At 73.9% G+C, this 17,689-nt stretch carries 16 protein-coding genes; 4 read left to right on the top strand and 12 right to left on the bottom strand.

Features of this window, described 5'->3' with window-relative positions; translation table 11 throughout:
* Positions 1 to 2: 2 nt before the first annotated feature.
* Together hutU and O7607_RS06730 are read right to left on the bottom strand one after the other, a co-directional pair.
* Complete coding sequence (gene hutU / locus O7607_RS06735; protein WP_269701784.1) at positions 3 to 1,649, bottom strand: urocanate hydratase; 1,647 nt, start codon at positions 1,647 to 1,649, stop codon at positions 3 to 5.
* 12 nt (positions 1,650 to 1,661) lie between these two features.
* Entirely contained in the window at positions 1,662 to 2,507 is an 846-nt protein-coding gene (locus O7607_RS06730) for a MurR/RpiR family transcriptional regulator (RefSeq protein ID WP_269701783.1), read from the bottom strand.
* A gap of 114 nt (positions 2,508 to 2,621) precedes the next feature.
* Here O7607_RS06730 and O7607_RS06725 point away from each other — a divergent pair, with 114 nt between their 5' ends.
* Positions 2,622 to 3,842, top strand: a complete 1,221-nt coding sequence (locus O7607_RS06725) for a hypothetical protein (RefSeq protein ID WP_269701782.1) — start codon at positions 2,622 to 2,624, stop codon at positions 3,840 to 3,842.
* On the opposite strand, the gene O7607_RS06720 is transcribed toward O7607_RS06725, so the two are convergent.
* The 7 genes from O7607_RS06720 to O7607_RS06690 are packed head-to-tail and all read right to left on the bottom strand — an operon-like array spanning position 3,839 to position 11,794.
* Positions 3,839 to 5,524 (bottom strand): glycosyltransferase family 39 protein, encoded by a 1,686-nt coding sequence (locus O7607_RS06720; protein WP_269701780.1) that lies wholly within the window; start codon positions 5,522 to 5,524, stop codon positions 3,839 to 3,841. The genes O7607_RS06725 and O7607_RS06720 overlap by 4 nt on opposite strands.
* Before the next feature lie 54 nt (positions 5,525 to 5,578).
* The gene (locus O7607_RS06715; RefSeq protein WP_269701778.1) at positions 5,579 to 6,418 is read right to left on the bottom strand and encodes a glycosyltransferase; all 840 of its coding nucleotides are present in this window, start codon (positions 6,416 to 6,418) and stop codon (positions 5,579 to 5,581) included.
* Positions 6,418 to 7,335, bottom strand: coding sequence for a glycosyltransferase family 2 protein (locus O7607_RS06710; protein WP_269701777.1), 918 nt, complete (start codon positions 7,333 to 7,335; stop codon positions 6,418 to 6,420). The genes O7607_RS06715 and O7607_RS06710 overlap by 1 nt, the downstream gene beginning before the upstream one ends.
* Positions 7,332 to 8,666 (bottom strand): hypothetical protein, encoded by a 1,335-nt coding sequence (locus tag O7607_RS06705; protein WP_269701776.1) that lies wholly within the window; start codon positions 8,664 to 8,666, stop codon positions 7,332 to 7,334. The genes O7607_RS06710 and O7607_RS06705 overlap by 4 nt, the downstream gene beginning before the upstream one ends.
* Positions 8,653 to 9,747, bottom strand: coding sequence for a glycosyltransferase family 4 protein (locus O7607_RS06700; protein ID WP_269701775.1), 1,095 nt, complete (start codon positions 9,745 to 9,747; stop codon positions 8,653 to 8,655). Before O7607_RS06700 ends, O7607_RS06705 begins: the two co-directional genes overlap by 14 nt.
* Positions 9,744 to 10,595, bottom strand: coding sequence for a glycosyltransferase (locus tag O7607_RS06695; protein ID WP_269701774.1), 852 nt, complete (start codon positions 10,593 to 10,595; stop codon positions 9,744 to 9,746). The genes O7607_RS06700 and O7607_RS06695 overlap by 4 nt, the downstream gene beginning before the upstream one ends.
* A gap of 2 nt (positions 10,596 to 10,597) precedes the next feature.
* Positions 10,598 to 11,794, bottom strand: a complete 1,197-nt coding sequence (locus tag O7607_RS06690) for a hypothetical protein (protein WP_269701773.1) — start codon at positions 11,792 to 11,794, stop codon at positions 10,598 to 10,600.
* 173 nt (positions 11,795 to 11,967) lie between these two features.
* Between O7607_RS06690 and O7607_RS06685 the strand changes: the two genes are divergently transcribed.
* Complete coding sequence (locus tag O7607_RS06685) at positions 11,968 to 12,747, top strand: YveK family protein (RefSeq protein WP_269701772.1); 780 nt, start codon at positions 11,968 to 11,970, stop codon at positions 12,745 to 12,747.
* On the opposite strand, the gene O7607_RS06680 is transcribed toward O7607_RS06685, so the two are convergent.
* Entirely contained in the window at positions 12,693 to 13,301 is a 609-nt protein-coding gene (locus tag O7607_RS06680) for a dTDP-4-dehydrorhamnose 3,5-epimerase family protein (protein ID WP_269701770.1), read from the bottom strand. The genes O7607_RS06685 and O7607_RS06680 overlap by 55 nt on opposite strands.
* Positions 13,298 to 14,185 (bottom strand): glucose-1-phosphate thymidylyltransferase RfbA, encoded by an 888-nt coding sequence (rfbA, locus tag O7607_RS06675; protein WP_269701768.1) that lies wholly within the window; start codon positions 14,183 to 14,185, stop codon positions 13,298 to 13,300. Before rfbA ends, O7607_RS06680 begins: the two co-directional genes overlap by 4 nt.
* Before the next feature lie 86 nt (positions 14,186 to 14,271).
* On the opposite strand from rfbA, the gene rfbB reads away from it, so the two are divergent.
* Both rfbB and rfbD read left to right on the top strand, forming a co-directional pair.
* Positions 14,272 to 15,270 carry a dTDP-glucose 4,6-dehydratase gene (gene rfbB, locus O7607_RS06670; RefSeq protein ID WP_269701766.1) on the top strand — a complete coding sequence of 333 codons (999 nt, stop codon included), beginning with the start codon at positions 14,272 to 14,274 and terminating at the stop codon, positions 15,268 to 15,270.
* Positions 15,270 to 16,136, top strand: coding sequence for a dTDP-4-dehydrorhamnose reductase (gene rfbD / locus O7607_RS06665; RefSeq protein ID WP_269701764.1), 867 nt, complete (start codon positions 15,270 to 15,272; stop codon positions 16,134 to 16,136). The genes rfbB and rfbD overlap by 1 nt, the downstream gene beginning before the upstream one ends.
* On the opposite strand, the gene O7607_RS06660 is transcribed toward rfbD, so the two are convergent.
* The gene (locus O7607_RS06660) at positions 16,133 to 17,587 is read right to left on the bottom strand and encodes a sugar transferase (RefSeq protein ID WP_269701762.1); all 1,455 of its coding nucleotides are present in this window, start codon (positions 17,585 to 17,587) and stop codon (positions 16,133 to 16,135) included. The genes rfbD and O7607_RS06660 overlap by 4 nt on opposite strands.
* Positions 17,588 to 17,689 lie beyond the last annotated feature (102 nt).

Genomic DNA, 17,689 nt, shown 5'->3' with positions numbered 1-17,689 from the left:
CCTTACTCGGCCATCGGGACGCGGACGCCGGTGCGCTCGGCGACCTCGCGCGCGTCGTCGTAGCCGGCGTCGACGTGCCGGATGACGCCCATCGCGGGATCGTTCGTGAGCACCCGCTCGATCTTCTGCCCGGCCAGCTCACTGCCGTCGGCCACGCAGACCTGGCCGGCGTGGATGGACCGGCCGATCCCCACGCCGCCGCCGTGGTGGATGGACACCCAGGACGCGCCACTGGCGGTGTTGACGAGCGCGTTCAGCAGCGGCCAGTCGGCGATCGCGTCGGAGCCGTCGGCCATCGCCTCGGTCTCCCGGTACGGGCTCGCCACGCTGCCGCAGTCCAGGTGGTCCCGGCCGATCACCACCGGGGCGCTCAGCTCGCCGGAGGCGACCATCTCGTTGAACCGCACCCCGGCCCGGTCGCGCTCGCCGTAGCCGAGCCAGCAGATCCGCGCCGGCAGGCCCTGGAACGCGATCCGCTCGCCGGCCATCCGGATCCACCGGGCGAGGGACTCGTTCTCCGGGAACAGGTCGAGGATGGCCCGGTCGGTGGCGGCGATGTCCTTCGGGTCGCCGGAGAGCGCGGCCCAGCGGAACGGGCCCTTGCCCTCGCAGAACAGCGGCCTGATGTACGCGGGCACGAAACCGGGGAAGTCGAACGCCCGCTCGTAGCCGCCGAGCTTGGCCTCGCCCCGGATCGAGTTGCCGTAGTCGAAGACCTCGGCGCCCGCGTCCAGGAAGCCGACCATCGCCTCCACGTGCTTGGCCATCGACGCCCGGGCCCGGTCGGTGAACTCGGCCGGCTTGGCCGCCGCGTAGTCCCGCGCGTCGCCCAGGTCCACGCCCTCCGGCAGGTACGACAGCGGGTCGTGCGCGCTGGTCTGGTCGGTCACGACGTCGATGGCGACGCCCCGGCGCAGCAGCTCCGGGAAGACGGTGGCGGCGTTGCCGACCACGCCGACGCTGAGCGCCCGCCGGTCCCGCTTCGCCGCGAGCGCCCGCTCGACCGCGTCGTCGAGCGAGTCGGCGATCTCGTCGAGGTAGCGGTCGTGTGCCCGCCGCTCCAGCCGGGACCGGTCCACGTCCACGATCAGGCAGACGCCGCCGTTCATGGTGACCGCGAGCGGCTGCGCCCCGCCCATCCCGCCGCAGCCGGCGGTGAGCGTCAGCGTGCCGGCGAGCGTGCCCTCGAAGCGCTTGGCCGCGACAGCGGCGAACGTCTCGTACGTGCCCTGGAGGATGCCCTGGGTGCCGATGTAGATCCAGGAACCGGCGGTCATCTGCCCGTACATGGTCAGGCCGAGCGACTCCAGCCGGCGGAACTCCGGCCAGGTGGCCCAGTCGCCGACCAGGTTGGAGTTGGCCAGCAGCACGCGGGGCGCCCACTCGTGGGTGCGCATCACGCCGACCGGGCGGCCGGACTGCACGAGCATCGTCTCGTCGTCGCGCAGCTCGGTCAGCGTGCGCACCAGCGCGTGGTACGACGGCCAGTCCCGGGCCGCCTTCCCGGTGCCGCCGTAGACCACCAGGTCCTCGGGGCGCTCGGCCACCTCCGGGTCGAGATTGTTCATCAGCATCCGCAGGGCGGCCTCCTGCGGCCACCCCTTCGCGGTGCGTGCGGTGCCGCGAGCGGCGCGGACGGGCTGGTACATCTCGTACTCCTCTCAGCCGAGGAACAACTGGCGGCGGGCGGCGGACGACTCGAACGCCTCGAGCCGGTTCTGGGTCTCGGCCGGTGCGGCGTCGCAGATCGCCTGGAGCACCACCATGGCCAGCGTCATCGGGGCGGTGTGCAGGTCGAAGACCAGGTCGGCGCCGACGGCGGCGGGCAGCACCACCTGGGCGTGCTCGGTGGCCGGGCTCACCGGCGAGTCGGTGATCGCCACGACGGTCAGTCCGGCGTCCCGGGCCTCGCGCAGCGCGTCCAGGGTCTCCCGGGGGTAGCGGGGCAGCACGAACGCCAGCAGCGCCGTCGCGCCGGCCGCCGCCGCCTGGTCCAGGCGGTCGACCAGCATGCTGCCGCCGTCGTCGAGGACCCGCACGTCCGGGTGCACCTTGGCGGCGAAGTACGCGAAGTACGCGGCCAGCGGCGCGGCGGCGCGCAGCCCGAGCACCGGCAGCGGACGACTGGCCGCCAGCAGCTTCCCGACCTCAGCGACCCGGCCGACGTCGGCGAGCTGCGCGGCGAGCCGGTCGAGATTGTCCCGCTCGGCGTGCACCGCCCGTTGCAGGGCGTTGCCGGCAGCCGGTCCGGCCGACCCGGTGACGGTCAGTTCCCGCAGGCGGCGGCGCAGCGCGGGGTAGCCGTCGTGCCCGAGCGCCATGGCGAACCGGGTCACCGACGGCTGGCTGACGCCGGCCAGCTCGGCCACCTCGGCGGCGGACAGGTACGCCGCCGCGCCCGCGTGCCGTACCAGGCAGTGGGCGATGCGGCGCTGGGTCGGGGTGAGCCGTACGCCGTGGAACAGGTCGAGCAGGCGGTCGGGGGAGGCCGCACCGCTTTCATTCACGCCAGGACTCTATGCATGAAAACTTTCAGCGCGCAAGGGTGGCCCGACCGCAGGGAGATCCGATGAGCGTGCTCTCTGTACTATCCGCACGGCGGGTGAGCAGAGGAGTGGGGCATGCAGCCGGAGGGTCCGTACAGGTTCACCGAGGTGCTGGGCGAGTGCCAGGTCGGCAGGGCCTGGGCCGCGCTCGACGGGCAGGACCGCGCGCTGACCGTGGCGGTCCTGGACGGTGCCGCCGCCGGTGACCAGCGCTGGCGCGAGGCGTTCACCAACGCGGCGAACGTGCTGGCCCAGACGCCCGGCGGCCACCGGTACGTGAACTCCGACTTCGCCGCCGGCCAGCCCTGGGTGGCGTACCCGTCCGATGAGGACGGCGCGGCCGAGCGGCTGTTCCGCAGCCTGGGCATGGACTACCAGCGCATCGCCACCGCCGAGATCCTCCCGCCGCCCCCGCCGGTGTCCGCGCCGCCGCAGCAGGTCTCGTCGCCGCCGCAGTTGCCGTGGAGCCCGCAGCCGTGGGCGATGACGCCGCAGCAGCCGGTCTCCGGGGCACCCGTGTCCGCCGGTGCGCCGGTCTCGTCCGGCGCGCCCGTGTCACCCGGCATGCCGGTGTCGCCGGGCATGCCGGTGCCGGCGATCCCGGCCCAGGCCACCGCCCCGGACCCGCTCGTGCCGACCGGCGGTCCCCGGATCGCTCCGGTCGCCCGCCCGCCCAAGAGCCGTACCGGCCTGTGGATCGGCGGCGTGGTCATGGCGGCGGTGCTCGCCGGTGGCGCGGGCCTGCTGGCCGGGCGGTCGCTCGCCGACGGCGGCGAACCGTCCACTCCGACCGCGAGCGCGTCCCCGGCACTGTACGAGGCCACCCAGCAGTCGCTGAACAAGGCGAAGTTCGACGCCGCGCTCATGCCGATCGCCGAGCCGTGGCTCGACGGCGTGGGTGGCTGCGCGATCAACACCGAGAAGAGCGGCCCCGGGCTCGCCGCCGGGGAGAAGCAGCACGTCTTCTGCCGCTACCTGGGTGTGTCGCTGCACTTCGCCGAGTACGAGTCGGCCGAGAAGAAGGAGGCGGCGCGCGCCTTCCGCCAGCAGATGGGCATCATCGGCCGGGCGCTCGCGCCGGGCATGCGGGAGGCCGGCCCGGCCACCGGCGGTGTCAGCGGGGCGCAGGGCAGCTACGTCGAGTACGCCGGCAACGGCCAGGACGGCCGCCCGGTGTGCGGCATCTGGTGGGGCCGCGACGACAACACCAGCGCGATCTACATGGAGACGCCCTGCGGGGCCGGGCTCGGCGGCAACTGGGACGCCCTGCGCGACCTCTGGCAGCGCCACAGCTAACGGACAGCCGCTCCGTTGGGCGGTGGCACCAGACAGACGTCGGTGCCCTTGGTGACGCCCGCGGCCAGGTCGAAGCGGACCACGCGCGCCCCGCCGAACTGCCGCTCGCTCACCGCCACACCACTGCCGCCGAGCCGGACGATGACGTCCCGGTTCGCCGCGTCGGCCCAGTCGGTGGCCTGGAACAGCCAGACCCGGGACCGTCCGGGCAGCAGCGTCGAGACGTTCCGCCCCGGGCAGCCGCCCGGTCCGGCGGCGACCACGTAGGCGTCCGCGGCCGGGCCGTACCACGCCTGGGCGTTCCACGAGACGGTGGTGGCCAGCACCAGGTCACCCGGGCGGCGCTTGTCGTCCAGGTGGCGCAGCGCGCCCCGGTAGTCGACAGCGTTCGCGCCGCCGCCCTGGGCGAAGGCCCGCGCCGGATGCACCGTCGCCACCACGGCGGTGGCCAGTTGCGGAACGGCGAGCGCGAGCAGGAGCACCACCGCGACCGCCCACCGGATCCGGGCGGGCAGCCCGGCCCGCACCGGTGGCGGTGCGACGGCGAGCGCGGCGAGCAGCAGGCACGCCGGCACCGCGTAGAGCGCCAGCCGGCCGTTGAACGGGTAGACCGACACCGCCGCGCCGGTCAGCCCCGCCGCCAGCGGGGTGAGCAGGACCAGCACCCCCACCGTGGACAGCCGGCGCAGCCCGGCGGCCGCACCCAGCACCAGCAGCGGTACGACGACCCAGGCCGACCAGGCCACGAACGGCACCGTGGCGAGGCTCCGGTACGTCGCCGCGAGCCACTCCACGGTGGCGGCCAGGTCGGTCAGCGAGTGCGCCGGATAGATCGACTTCGCCCGCCAGTACGCGGCGAGCTGCGGATCGGCGAGTCCCGGCGCCAGGAACAGCACGTACACCACGAGCGCCACCACGGCCCAGGCCGGTGCCGGGGCGAGGAACCGGCCCAGATCGCGCCACCTGGTCGCCCGTGGACGGTCCGGGCGAGCCAGCGCGTACCCGGCCAGCAGCACACCCAGCACGCCGGTGACCGGAATGGACAGGGTGCTGACGAACGCCACGACCGCGGCGGCCGACCAGAACACCGCCGACCCGGCCCAGGTCAGGCCGCGCCGGACGAGCAGCAGCGCCAGGCCGACCACGAGCGTGACGCCGAACGCCTCGGCGCTGTACTGCTTCAGTTCGTTGGAGTAGCCGATCAGGAACGGTGCGACGGTGACCAGCAGCAGCGCCGCCAGCGCGGCGAGCGGCGGCAGGAGTTGCCGGCCGAGCCAGGCGACGAGCGGCAGCAGCGCCAGCCCGAACAGCAGCGGCACCAGCCGCAGCGCCCGCTCACCGTCGCCGAACTGCTCCAGCGCGAACCGTTCCAGCCACAGCCAGCCGGGCGGTGCCGACTGGCTGAACGCCAGCGGCTGCAACAGATCCAGGTAGCCGCGCTCCCGGATGTTGTGCGCGATGGAGAGTTCGTCGTTCCAGAAGCTGCGGGCGTACGCCCACTGCCGGATCCGCAGCACGGCGCCGATCGCGACCAGCAGGCCCGCGACGGACCAGTACGGGGACCGGCTCAGCCGCTCCCACGCGACCGCGACGACCGCCGCGGGGGTGCCCGGCCGTGCCGGCACCGGCGTCGTCGACGCGGGTGCCATCGAGGGGGAGAAGGCCGGGCGTGTCACGGACACGGCGAGACGGTACCAAAGCGTCATTCACGTCAGCGGCCCCGCGACCGGCTCCGATCACTGCCCGTGCAGGTCCGGAGTGGACGCCCCGGGCGGAACCGTCGTGCCGACCAGCCCGGCGGCCCGGCGGTGCCGGCGCGCCGGTCGCGGCAGGCCGACCAGGAACTCCGGGAACATGCCGAAGAACGTGCGGGCACTGCGCAGTTCCAGCGTGTGCGCCCGGGACCAGCGCACCGAGTTCGTCGCACGGGCCCAGTGGTGGGTCCACCGCACGTCACCGAGCACCGCCACCGGCATCCCGTGCCGCCAGGCGCGCAGTCCCAGCTCGTGGTCCTCGTAGTAGAGGAAGAACCGCTCGTTCCACCCGCCCAGCGTGGTGACGTCGGCGGTCCGGCCGGCCACCGCCGCGCCCATCACCCAGGCGACGTGGCGCGTCTCGCCGGGCGCGGCCACCAGCCGGTACGAGGCGTGCAGCCGGGACAGCGGCCACACCCTCCGGTTGCCGACCTTCGCCGTCGCGTACGGGAAGCCGCGCCCGTTCGCCTGCGGCGTGCCGTCGGTGCCCAGCAGTTGCGGCGCGACCAGTCCGCCGTGCGTGTCCAGGTGCCGGGCCAGCGCGTCCAGGTCGTCCGGGCGCACCTCCAGATCCGGGTTGGCGAACAGCACGTACCGGCCCGTCGCCTGGCGCAACGCGACGTTGTTGGCGCGGGCGAAGCCGACGTTCTCCGGCAGCCGGATCACCCGCGCGCCCAGCTCCTCGGCGACCGCCGCGGAGTCGTCGGCGGAGGCGTTGTCGACCACCAGCCACTCGTACGGCTTCGGGCCGCGCCAGCAGCGGCGCAGCGTCTCCGCCGAGTGGTAGGTGACTGTCACCACGGTCCACGGCTGCGCCGTCATCACGCCCTCCGAGCGGTCAGGTAGCCGAGCAGGGACGCGAACCCGAAGCGAGGCCCGGTCCAGCGACGGCGGGCTGCCGGTCCCTCGGCCAGCCCGCGTCCGATGCCGCGCAGGAACGGCCGCAGCAGCCCCTGCCGGATCCGCCGGGCGGCCAGCGCGAGGTGCGCGAGCGCCAGCACCGGCACCGCGACGAGCAGCAGCGGCCAGGTGAACGTGCGGGACGCGACCAGCAGCCGGTTGCGGGCCAGCAGGAACGCCCGGAATCCCTGCAACCGGTCGTCGCCGTCCACGCTGTGCCCGCCGGCGTGCGGCAGCACCACGTCCAGACCGCGCGTGCGCAGCCCGGAGGCGTAGAGCCGGAACGCCAGGTCGGCGTCCTCGCCCCAGGCGAACAGGTGCTCGTCGAAGCCGCCGAACCGCTGGTACAGCGCGGTCGGGAAGACCGCCGCGCCACCGGACGGGCCGAGCGGTGCACGGCCGGCGGTGGCCCGCCTGTCGATGAACAGCGACACCGGGTTCAGGTCGATGCCCACGTACTCGCCGCCGCGCATGGCCAGGCCGACCGCGAGCGGGGCGTCCGGGTCGGCGGCGACGGCGGCGCAGATCCGGGCGAGCGCGTCGTCCGGCAGCCACACGTCCGGGTTCAGCAGCAGCAGATGGCTCGTGGTGACCGTCGCGGCGGCCCGGTTGCACCCGGCCGCGAAACCCGGGTTGGTGGCGTCGGGCAGGTACGCGTACCGGTCGGCGGGCAGGTGCCCGGCGATCACCTCGGCGCAGGCGTCGGTGGGCCAGTTGTCCGCGAAGACGAACCGGACCGGCAGGTCACCGGCGCTGCGGACCCAGGTCGGCAACGTCTCGGCGAGCATGCCGGCGGACCGGTAGAGGACGGTGGCCACGGTGAGCCCGTCGAAGGTCATGCCGTGCTCCTGCCCAGCCGGTGCAGCACCCAGAGGCCGGGCACCAGGCTCAGCCAGGTCGGATAGATCAGCGGATACAGCTCGTAGACGCCGAACAGCGCGAAGTAGACGACGAACGCGCGCGCCAGCTGCCCGGCCGGCGCGCGGGAGAACTCGAACCACCGCTCGGTCGCGCCCACCGCCAGCCCCAGCGCGGCCAGGAAGAACACCGCCCCCAGCGGGCCGTAGTCGAGCAGCGGGATGGCCACGAACGTCGCCGTGTTCATCAGGTACGGCTGGCTGAGCTGGGACGTCAGCCCGTACAGGTCCGCCTTGCCGACGATCGGCTCGACCCGGGAGCCGAGGAACGTCAGCGAGTAGGTGCCGTACCGGGGTTCCAGGTGCTCGCGCTGCGACCACACCCGCCCGAACGTCTCGGTGGACGAACTCAGCGACAGGTCCAGCGACCCGGCGCTGCTGGTCAGCGCGTTGCTGCCGTAGCGGGCCCGGAACTCGGTCTCGAACGCGCCGGTGCCGGCCATGGTGCGCTGCCCGCCGAGGAACACCGCCGCCCCGAGCGTCAGCGCGCCGATCAGCAGGACCACAGGGGTACGCGCGGCCAGGAACGACGCGGCCCGTCCCCGGGTACGGCGGACCGACAGCGCCGCGATCAGCGCCGGCGCGATGCCCACCAGCACCGAGTTCTTGCTCGCGCCGAGCGCCGCCCCGACGGTGAACACCGCCGTCAGCGCGTAGTAGACGGGCAGCGCCCGGCCCCGCGCGGACAGCGCGCGCAGCAGCGAGACGGCCATGCCGAGCGTCCACGCCTCGGACAGCAGCCCGATGATCAGGTTGGACTGTTCGCGCAGCACCTGCCGGGCGGCGTCCGGGTTGTCGGCGAGCAGCGGCGGCACCGTCCCCCGGAACCGGATCGCCGCTGTCACCACGGCGACGCCGAGCAGGACGAACAGGTACGTCAGCAGGCGGCGCTCGGACGGCCAGGACAGCGCCGGACGGGACCGGTCGCCGTCCTCGTCCCGCCTGTCGATCAGCCGCCGTCCCGCCGCCCAGGCCAGCAGGAAGACGGTCACGTAGCCGGCGAGCACCGGCAGCACGCCGCGACCGGCCCAGGAGTCGTACGGGCCGGGCAGCACCCGCACGGCGAGCAGCGCGGCGGTCCAGACGGCGGCGCAGGCGGCGAGCGCCCACATCCGCAGCCGCGCGGCGAGCAGCGTGCCGACCGCCAGCGCGAGCGCGACGGCGATCCCGGTGTCGAGCGTGGCCAGCAGCGCCGCCGCGCCCAGCGCGAACGGGATCCCGACCGACCAGAGGCGTCGCTCAGCGGCTGTCACGGGCGACCGTCCGGTACAGGTCGTGCCAGTTGTCCACGCATCCGTCGAACGAGTGCCGGGCCGCGTACTGCCGGGCCAGTTCGCGCCGCCGCTCGTCCCACGCGCCCGGGTCGGTGGCCGTCCGCACGGCGGCGGCGAGCGCCTGCGGCGTCAGCTCCGCCCGGTACGCGAGCACGCCGTCACCGGCGGCTGTCACCTCGGTCAGCCCGCCCGCGCCCGAGTGCACCACCGGCACACCCAGCGACATCGCCTCCAGCGCGCTGCGCCCGAACGCCTCCACCCGGGACGGCACCAGCAGGCAGTGCAGCCGTTGCAGGAACGGCGCGGCGTCGACCCGGCCGACCAGGTGCAGGTTCGGCCGCTCCCCGATGTCGACGGTGCCCGCGCCGGCGACCAGGAACTCCACGTCCGGCAGCGCCGCGGCGACGTCGGCGAGCAGGTCGGCGCCCTTCTCCCGTTCCAGCCGGCCGAGGAAGCCGACCCGCACCGGGCCGTCCGGCGCGAGGCCGACGGTGTCATCGACCTGCGGCCAGATGGCGGGCAGCGGGTTCGGGATCACCCGCACGTCGCGGATCCGCCCGCGTACCCGAAGCTCGTGGGCCTCGAAGTCGGAGACCGCGACCGTCGCGTGCGGCCGCAGCCGCCGGAACATCAGGTCGGTGCTGATGTTGGCCTGCACGGCGGCCTTGGCGCGCAGCGTCTCCGCCGCGTCGCGGTACTGCCAGAGGCTGTTGTGCAGCGTCACCACGAGCGGCATGCGGCGGCCCCGCACGCCCAGCCCCGCGCGGGCGTGCATCGCGGCGGAGAGCAGGTGGGCACTCACCACGTCCGGCCGCAGCTCCTCGACCAGCGCGCGGATGCCGCGCGCGTACCCGAGGTCGACCCGCCTGGCCGCGCCCAGCGGACGCCACGGCACCCCGGCGTCCCGCAACGCCGCCGCCACCTCGTCCTCCGGAGTGGCCGCCACCACGTCGACGCCGCGGTCCGCGAGCGCCGGCAGCATCTCGATCAGGAAGCGTTCGGCGCCGCCGAGCTGCCGCCGCCCCGACCCGCCGGTGGTGCAGACGAACAGCACCCTCATCGGACGCCCATGCCTTCCAGGGCGCCGCGGGCGATCGCCCGCCGCGCGGCCCCGCCGCCCACCGCCGCCCGGGCGAGCACCCCCAGCGTGTACGCGGAGCAGGCCACCGTGCCCCGCCATCCGCCGAGTTCACGGCTGGCCCGGATGAACTCCCGGGTCTGCCGGCGGGAGATCTCCTCGACCGCCCACCGCCGCTTCGCGCTCGCGTCGTCCTCGTGCGTCACGACGGCGTCCGGCAGGTACGCCAGGCGCAGCCCGAGCCGCCGCACCGCCCAGCACAGCCGCAGGTCCTCGGAGTAGAAGAACGACGACTCGTCCACCCCGCCGATCCGGTCCAGCGTCTCACGCCGGATCGCCACGAACGGCCCGGAGAGCCAGTCGCCCCGTTCCGGCGGGGCCACGATCCGCAGCCTCGGGAACACCAGGCTGAGCCCGGTGGCGTGCGCGACGCCGGTGCCGACGGTGAGGAACCGGCCGGCGGCGGTCTGGTCCCGCCCGGTCGCGTCGAGCACCTTCGGGAAAGCCGCGCCGACAGCCGGGTCGTCCAGTTCGGCCGCCAGCCGCTCGATCGCACCCGGCTGGACGAGGATGTCGTTGTTGGACAGCACCACCCGGGACCGGGTGCTGTGCCGGACGCCGAGGTTCATGCCCTTGGCGTAGCCCAGGTTCGTCTCCGAGCGCACGTACCGGGCGCCGGTCTCGGCGCACATGGCCCGCAGCTTGTCGCTGATCTCGGCGGCGCTGCCGTTGTCCACCACGACGGCTTCCACACCGTCTGGCAGCGAGCGGACGCAGCCGTCGGTGCGCTCGAAGTCTTCCCAGGTCAACACGACGATTGAGACGTCCACCGCTAGGCCATCCGATTGACGAGGAGGTGCGTGGACCGCTGGAGTCGCTGCCGGGTGCGCAACGCGTAGACGCCGTAGGCGACAGACGACGCGACCGCGGCGCCGAGCGCGCCGGCCCACGGGATGAGCAGAACGTACAGCACCACCGACACTGACATGGTGACCAGGGCCACGGCGGTGGTGGCCTGCTCGCCGGCGCGCTTGAGCAGCGCCGCGCTCCACGTCTTGCCGGCCGACAACGCCAGCGTCCCGGGCAGCAGGAGCAGCCCGAAGATCCAGGCGTCGCGGTAGTCGGGCGCCAGCACGCCGAGCACCGCCAGGCCGATCACGGCGAGCGCGGCGATCGGCAGCGCCGACCGGACGACCTCGCGGCCGTGGTCGCCGATCGCGTCCGGGTCACGCTCGGCGAGGATCCGCTGCGCCCGTACCACAGCGCCGGACTGCGCGAACTCCAGCGCGGCCACCGCCAGCGCGAACACACCGAGCGCGCCCGCACCGGCGAAGCGGGCCACCAGGACCTGGCTCAGCCGGTACGTCAGCATCTGCGCGCACACCCCGACGTGCAGCCGGCCCACCGCGAGCAGGTCGGCGCGGTACTCCGTACGCCCGGCCGTCGCCGCCGGCACCGGCCCGAACCGCCGCGCCCAGCCCAGCACCGCCACGCCGAGCACCGTCGCGGTGGCGACCTGCACGCCCAGCCAGAGCACGCTCCACAGGCCACCGTCGAGCCGGTGGCCCAGCCAGAGCAGCGCGTACCCGGCCACCAGCACCGCGCCGCCGAGCGCCCGCATGGTGTAGACGAACCAGAACCGCTTCAGGCGCAGGCCGAGCGAGGCGGCCGTGTTGAACACGGTGAGCGCGCAGCCCGCGCCGATGCCCACCGGGTGGCTGCCCAGCCCGGCCAGCGTGGTCAGCAGCGCCGCGGCCAGCGCGGTGAGGCCGAGCGAGACGGTGAGGATGCCGGCGATCCACAGACGACCCCGCGACATGATCCAACCGGCCGGGCGGGACAGCAGGAACGTGTCGACGGACAGCCCGCCGAGGGCCGCGCCCACCGTGGCGCTGACCATGTTCGCCGCGAGTTCGCCGCGTTCCGCCGCCGGCAGCGTCACCGACACCAGTGCGGCGAGCCCGGTCAGGCCCAGGGCGACCAGATAGAGGCGCTCGGGGGAGACGATCCGCCGGACCCGGGCTAACACCCGGCGCCCAGGCACCGGCGTCGGCCGCGAGCCGACCACGCGGAATCCACTCGTCTTCCCCCAAGATGCGCGGATGTGTGCGGGCCTGTTCTACCCGACATGAGCGGCACCGCGCAATGGACCCGGCGGGCGGGTACGCCCGCAGCCACACGACGCCGGTAGGGTGACGCGTCGTGGACCTGGCCCACTTCCGCGACACGATCGGCAGGCGGTGGCCGATCGTGCTGGTGCTGACGCTGCTGTGCGGCGCGTTCACCGGGGTCCTCGCCGAACGCCGGCCGCCGGTCTACCGGGCCGAGACCCAGATGCTCGTCACGTTCGCCGCCGAGAAGTCGGCGGCGCCCCAGCCCCGCCCGCCGGCCGACGAGGCGGGCCGGCTGATGCAGCGGCGGGTGAAGACGTACGCCACCATGATGAACACGCCCCGGCTGACCCGCCCGGTGATCGACTCGCTCGGGCTGCCGTACACCACAGACGATCTGGCCGGCCGCATCGTCGCCTCGTCCGCTGTGGACTCGCTGGCGATCGACGTGGCGGTCACCGACCGGTCCGCCGCCACCGCCGCCGCGGTCGCCACCGCGCTCGCCGCCGAACTGCAACGGATCGCCGAACGCGACCTGCCGCCCGCCGGGCTCGGGCTCAAGGCCCACGTCGCCGTGGTGCGGGCCGCCGCGCCGCCGCAGCGTCCGCAGCCCGCGCGGTGGCAGTGGTACGCCGCAGGTGGCGCACTCGGTGGCCTCGCCGTCGGGGTCGGCATCGCCCTCGTGCTCGGCTACCGCGGGGCCGGTACCCCGGTGAGCGCGGACGTGCGGACGCTCTGGGCGACGACGGTGCGCCGCCGTCCGGCCGACGCCGTCGCGGAACCGGGCGTGGCCGAGGAACCGGCCAGGGTGCCGGGTCAGGGCGACGGGCGGGTCTCCAACCCTTCGGTGAAGGAGCGGCAGGCGTCGTAGCCGGGCAGCACACCCGCCGCGCGTGTCTCGGCCAGGCTCGGTGCCGCCGCGTCCCGGTCGGACAACAGCGGCGTCGTCGCCGGCCAGTCGATTCCGAGGTCCGGATCCAGCGGGTGCACCGTGTGCTCGCCCGCCGGGTTGTACGTGGTGGAGCAGAGGTAGCTCAGCGTCGCGTCGTCGGTGAGCGCGCAGAACCCGTGCCCCAGCCCTTCGGCCAGGTAGACGGCCCGCCGCTCGGTGTCGTCGAGGCGTACCGCCTCCCACCGCCCGTACGTCGGCGAGCCGACCCGTACGTCCACCACCACGTCCAGCACCGCCCCGCGTACGCATGTCACGTACTTGGCCTGACCGGGCGGTACGTCGGCGAAGTGGATGCCGCGCACCACGTCCCGCGCGGAGACGGAGATGTTGGCCTGCGCCAGCCGCAGGGGATGCCCCACCGTCTCGGCGAGCCGGTCGAAGCGGTACCACTCCAGGAACAGACCTCGCGGGTCGCCGTGCTGTTGCGGGGTCACCTCCCAGGCGCCCTCGATGCTCAGCGGACGGATCTTCACGACGGACTCCCCGAAGCGGATCGATCGGCCAGCAGGCCCAGCAGATAGTCACCGTAACCGCTGCGGGTCAGCGGATGGGCCAGCATCCGCAGCCGCTCGTCGTCGATCAGCCCGGACCGCCAGGCGACCTCCTCGACGCAGCCGATCTTCATGCCTTGGCGCTCCTCGATCACCCGGACGAACTCGCCGGCCTGCATCATCGACGCGAACGTGCCGGTGTCCAGCCACGCGGTGCCCCGGTCGAGCACCGTCACCGTGAGCTCACCCCACGTCCGGTACGTCTCGTTGACCGCGGTGATCTCCAGCTCGCCCCGGGCGCTCGGGGTCAGCTTGCGGGCGATGTCGACCACCCGGTTGTCGTAGAAGTAGAGGCCCGGGACCGCGTACCGGGACCGGGGGCGGGCCGGCTTCTCCTCGATCGACAGCACCCGGCCGGTGCCGTCGAACTCGACCACGCCATAGTCCTGCGGGTTCGCCATCGGGTACGCGAAGATCCGCCCACCGGCCGGCTCACCGTGCTGGGCGAGCTGCCGGCCGAGCCCGGCGCCGTGGAAGATGTTGTCGCCCAGGATCAGCGCCACCGACTCGTCGCCGAGGAAGTCGGCGCCGAGCAGGAACGCCTGCGCGATGCCCTCCGGCCGGGGCTGCTCGGCGTACGCCAGCCGCAGTCCCCACTGGCTGCCGTCGCCGAGCAGCCGCTCGAACTGGGCGCGGTCCTCCGGAGTGGTCACCACCAGGATCTCCCGCACCCCGGCCATCATCAGGGTGGAGAGCGGGTAGTAGACCATCGGCTTGTCGAACACCGGCATCAGTTGCTTGGAGACGGCCCGCGTGATCGGCCAGAGCCGGGATCCGGTGCCGCCGGCGAGAAGGATTCCGCGCACCCGCGGAGACTACCCGCGTCGCCGCCGCCCCCGTGGCCCGTCGACGTCCCGCCCACGCTGCCGGTACGGCGTAGACTCCACGACCCGTGAGGATCCTCGTCACCGGCGGCGCCGGCTTCATCGGGTCGGAGTACGTGCGGATGCTGCTGGGCGTGCCCGGCGGCGACGCGGCCGGGGTGCCGGTCGAGGGCCCCGAGGCGCTGACCGTGCTGGACAAGCTGACCTACTCCGGCAACCTGGCGAACCTGGCGCCGGTGCGCGACGATCCCCGGCTGCGCTTCGTACGCGGCGACATCTGCGACGCCGCGCTGGTCGACGAGGTGGTGCCCGGCCACGACGTGGTCGTCCACTTCGCCGCCGAGTCGCACGTGGACCGCTCGATCACCGGTGCCGCCCCGTTCGTCACCACGAACGTGCTCGGCACGCAGACGCTGCTGGACGCCGCGCTGCGGCACGGCACCCGCCGGTTCGTGCACGTCTCCACCGACGAGGTGTACGGCTCGATCGACTCCGGCTCCTGGACGGAGACCTGGCCGCTGGCGCCGAACTCCCCGTACTCCGCCTCGAAGGCCGGGTCGGATCTGCTGGCCCTGTCCTACCACCGCACCCACGGCCTGGACGTCGTGGTGACCCGCTGTTCCAACAACTACGGGCCGTACCAGTTCCCGGAGAAGGTCGTCCCGCTGTTCGTGACCAACCTGCTCGACGGCGGGACCGTGCCGCTGTACGGCGACGGCGGCAACATCCGGGACTGGCTGCACGTGCACGACCACTGCCGGGGCGTGGCGATGGTGCAGGAGAAGGGGCGGGCCGGCGAGGTCTACCACATCGGCGGCGGCACCGAGCTGACGAACCGGCAGCTCACCGAGCGGCTCCTGGCGGCGTGCGGGGCCGGCTGGGACCGGGTCGTGCCGGTCACCGACCGCAAGGGCCACGACCGTCGCTACTCGCTGGACATCAGCAAGATCAGCAGCGAGCTGGGGTACGCGCCGAGCATCGACCTCGACCGGGGCCTGGCCGAGACGGTCCGCTGGTACCGGGACAACCGGGCCTGGTGGGAGCCACTGAAGACGGCCGGCCACTGATGACCCGGGTCCTCGTCACCGGCGCGGGCGGGATGCTCGGGCGGGACCTGATCGCCGTGCTGCGGACCCGGCCCGACCTGTCGGTCACCGCCGCCGCCCGCGCCGACCTGGACGTCACCGACACCAGCGCGATCCGGGACGCGGTGGGCGGGCACGACGTGGTGCTCAACGCCGCGGCGTGGACCGACGTGGACGGCGCGGAGACCCGGGAGGCCGAGGCCACCGCCGTCAACGGCGACGCGGTCGCCGCGCTGGCCTGCGCCTGCGCCGTGTCCGGGGCGCGCCTCGTGCACGTCTCCACCGACTACGTGTTCGGCGGGGACGCCACCGAGCCGTACCCGGAGGACGCCCCGACCGGGCCGGTGAACGCGTACGGGCGCAGCAAGCTCGCCGGGGAACGCGCGGTGGCGCGGCTGCTGCCCGAGACCGGGTACGTCGTCCGCTCCGCGTGGCTCTACGCCACCCACGGGCGCAACTTCGTCACCACGATGCTGCGGCTCGCCGCGGAACGCGACCGGCTCGACGTGGTGGACGACCAGCGGGGCCAGCCCACCTGGTCGTACCGGCTCGCCGAGCGTCTCGTCGCGCTCGCCGACGCGGCGCTGGCAGGCGACGCGGCGCCCGGGACGTACCACGGCACGGCCGCCGGCGAGACGACCTGGTACGGCCTGGCCCGCGCCGTCTTCACCCTGCGCGGCCTCGACCCGGACCGGGTCCGGCCGACCACGACCGACCACTTCCCGCGCCCGGCGCCGCGCCCCCGCTACAGCGTGCTGGCGCACGGCCGGTGGGCCGCCGCGAAGCTGCCGCCGCCGGAGCACTGGCGGGCGGACCTGGTGCGGGCGCTGGCCGCCGGCGACCGCTAGCGGCCGCCGCCCCGGAAGACCTCGGCGACGGTACGCAGCACGATCTTGATGTCGAGCCAGAGCGACCAGTTCTCGACGTAGTAGTTGTCGAACCGCGCCCGGTCCGAGATCGGCGTGTCCCCGCGCAGGCCGCTGACCTGGGCCAGCCCGGTGAGCCCGACCGGTACCCGGTGCCGCATCGCGTACCTCGGGTATTCGATGGAGAACTTCTCCACGAAGTACGGCCGCTCCGGCCGGGGCCCCACCACGCTCATCTCACCGCGCAGGATGTTCCACAGCTGCGGCAGCTCGTCCAACGAGGTGCGCCGCATGAACCGGCCGATCGGCCCGACCCGCTCGTCGTGCGCGATGGACCAGGTGGTCTGCGACTCGTACTCGTCTGCGGGGCGCATGGACCGGAACTTGATCACGTGGAACGGCCTGCCGTACCGCCCGACGCGTTCCTGGCGGAAGAACACACCGCGACCGCCGTCGAGGAACGTGGCGGCGGCGCAGAGCAGCAGCAGCGGGCTCAGCACCACCAGGGCGGTCACCGCGAACACCACGTCCGAGGCGCGCTTGAGTCGCCACCGTGGACCGGTGAGCGTGGTGTCGCCGATCTTGATGATCGGGATGGCGCCGATGTGGTCGGGGTAGCCGCCCTGCGACCGCGACCCCCACAGGCGCGGCACCGCCCACAGGTCGCAGCGGGAACTCGCCGGACGCAGCAGCGCCTCCATCAGATCGGCCTCGGAGCAGTCTGGGTCCGCGATGACGAGGACCTCGCACTCCAGCATGTCGGCCAGCTTCTCCAGGTCGTCGATCGTGCCGATGAGCGGCAACGCGCCGATCCGCCCCCGGGACGGGGCGTCGACAGCGCCGACGAACCGCAGCCCGTACTGCGGGTAGCGGCGCAACAGCCGGGCCAGCTCACCGCCGATCGGGCCGCCGCCGATCACTATCGCGTTGTGCTCCACCCACCGGCGCCTGCGGGCCAGCAGGATGAGCCGGCTGTTCAGCGCCCGCCCGACGATCACCAGGCCGGCGGAGAGCGCGACGCCGCGCATGAACCCGCTGACGTGCGGCACCGAGTCGTGCCGCAGCGCCGCGATGATGGCACCCACCGCGCCGGAGGCCAGCAGGCGGCCGCCGAGGCTCGGCAACTCGTCCAGGATGCTGATGTGCCGGCGCGGCCGGTACAGCCCGCCCGTGGCGAACAGACCCACGGTGAGGGCCGCGTTGAACAGCGTGCCCCGCCAGTAGTCCTGAGTGAGCAGCAGCGGCGTGAGCAGCGCCGCGACGTCGATGGGCGCGGTGACCATCCAGGCCCGCAACCGCCGGGTACGCGTCGACGCGCGCGAACCCGCGTACGGCAGCACTGTGGTCGTGTCCATGCCGCTGTCCGCCGGCGTGTTCATCTGTGCACCGGACGGCGGCGCGGACGAATGCTCGAACGCCGGCAGGCGTGGCATGGTCGATCCTTCCCCGTGACGCCGCCGGCCCGGATGCAGAGACCGACGGCGATCGCAGGATACGAGCGGCCCCGCCCTGCCGCCAGCACCGGCATGACAGAT

The organism is Micromonospora sp. WMMA1949, assembly GCF_027460145.1.
Classification (GTDB): Bacteria; Actinomycetota; Actinomycetes; order Mycobacteriales; family Micromonosporaceae; genus Micromonospora.
The sequence above is the reverse complement of the archived record's forward strand: the minus strand, read 5'-3'. Positions and strand labels throughout refer to the sequence as shown.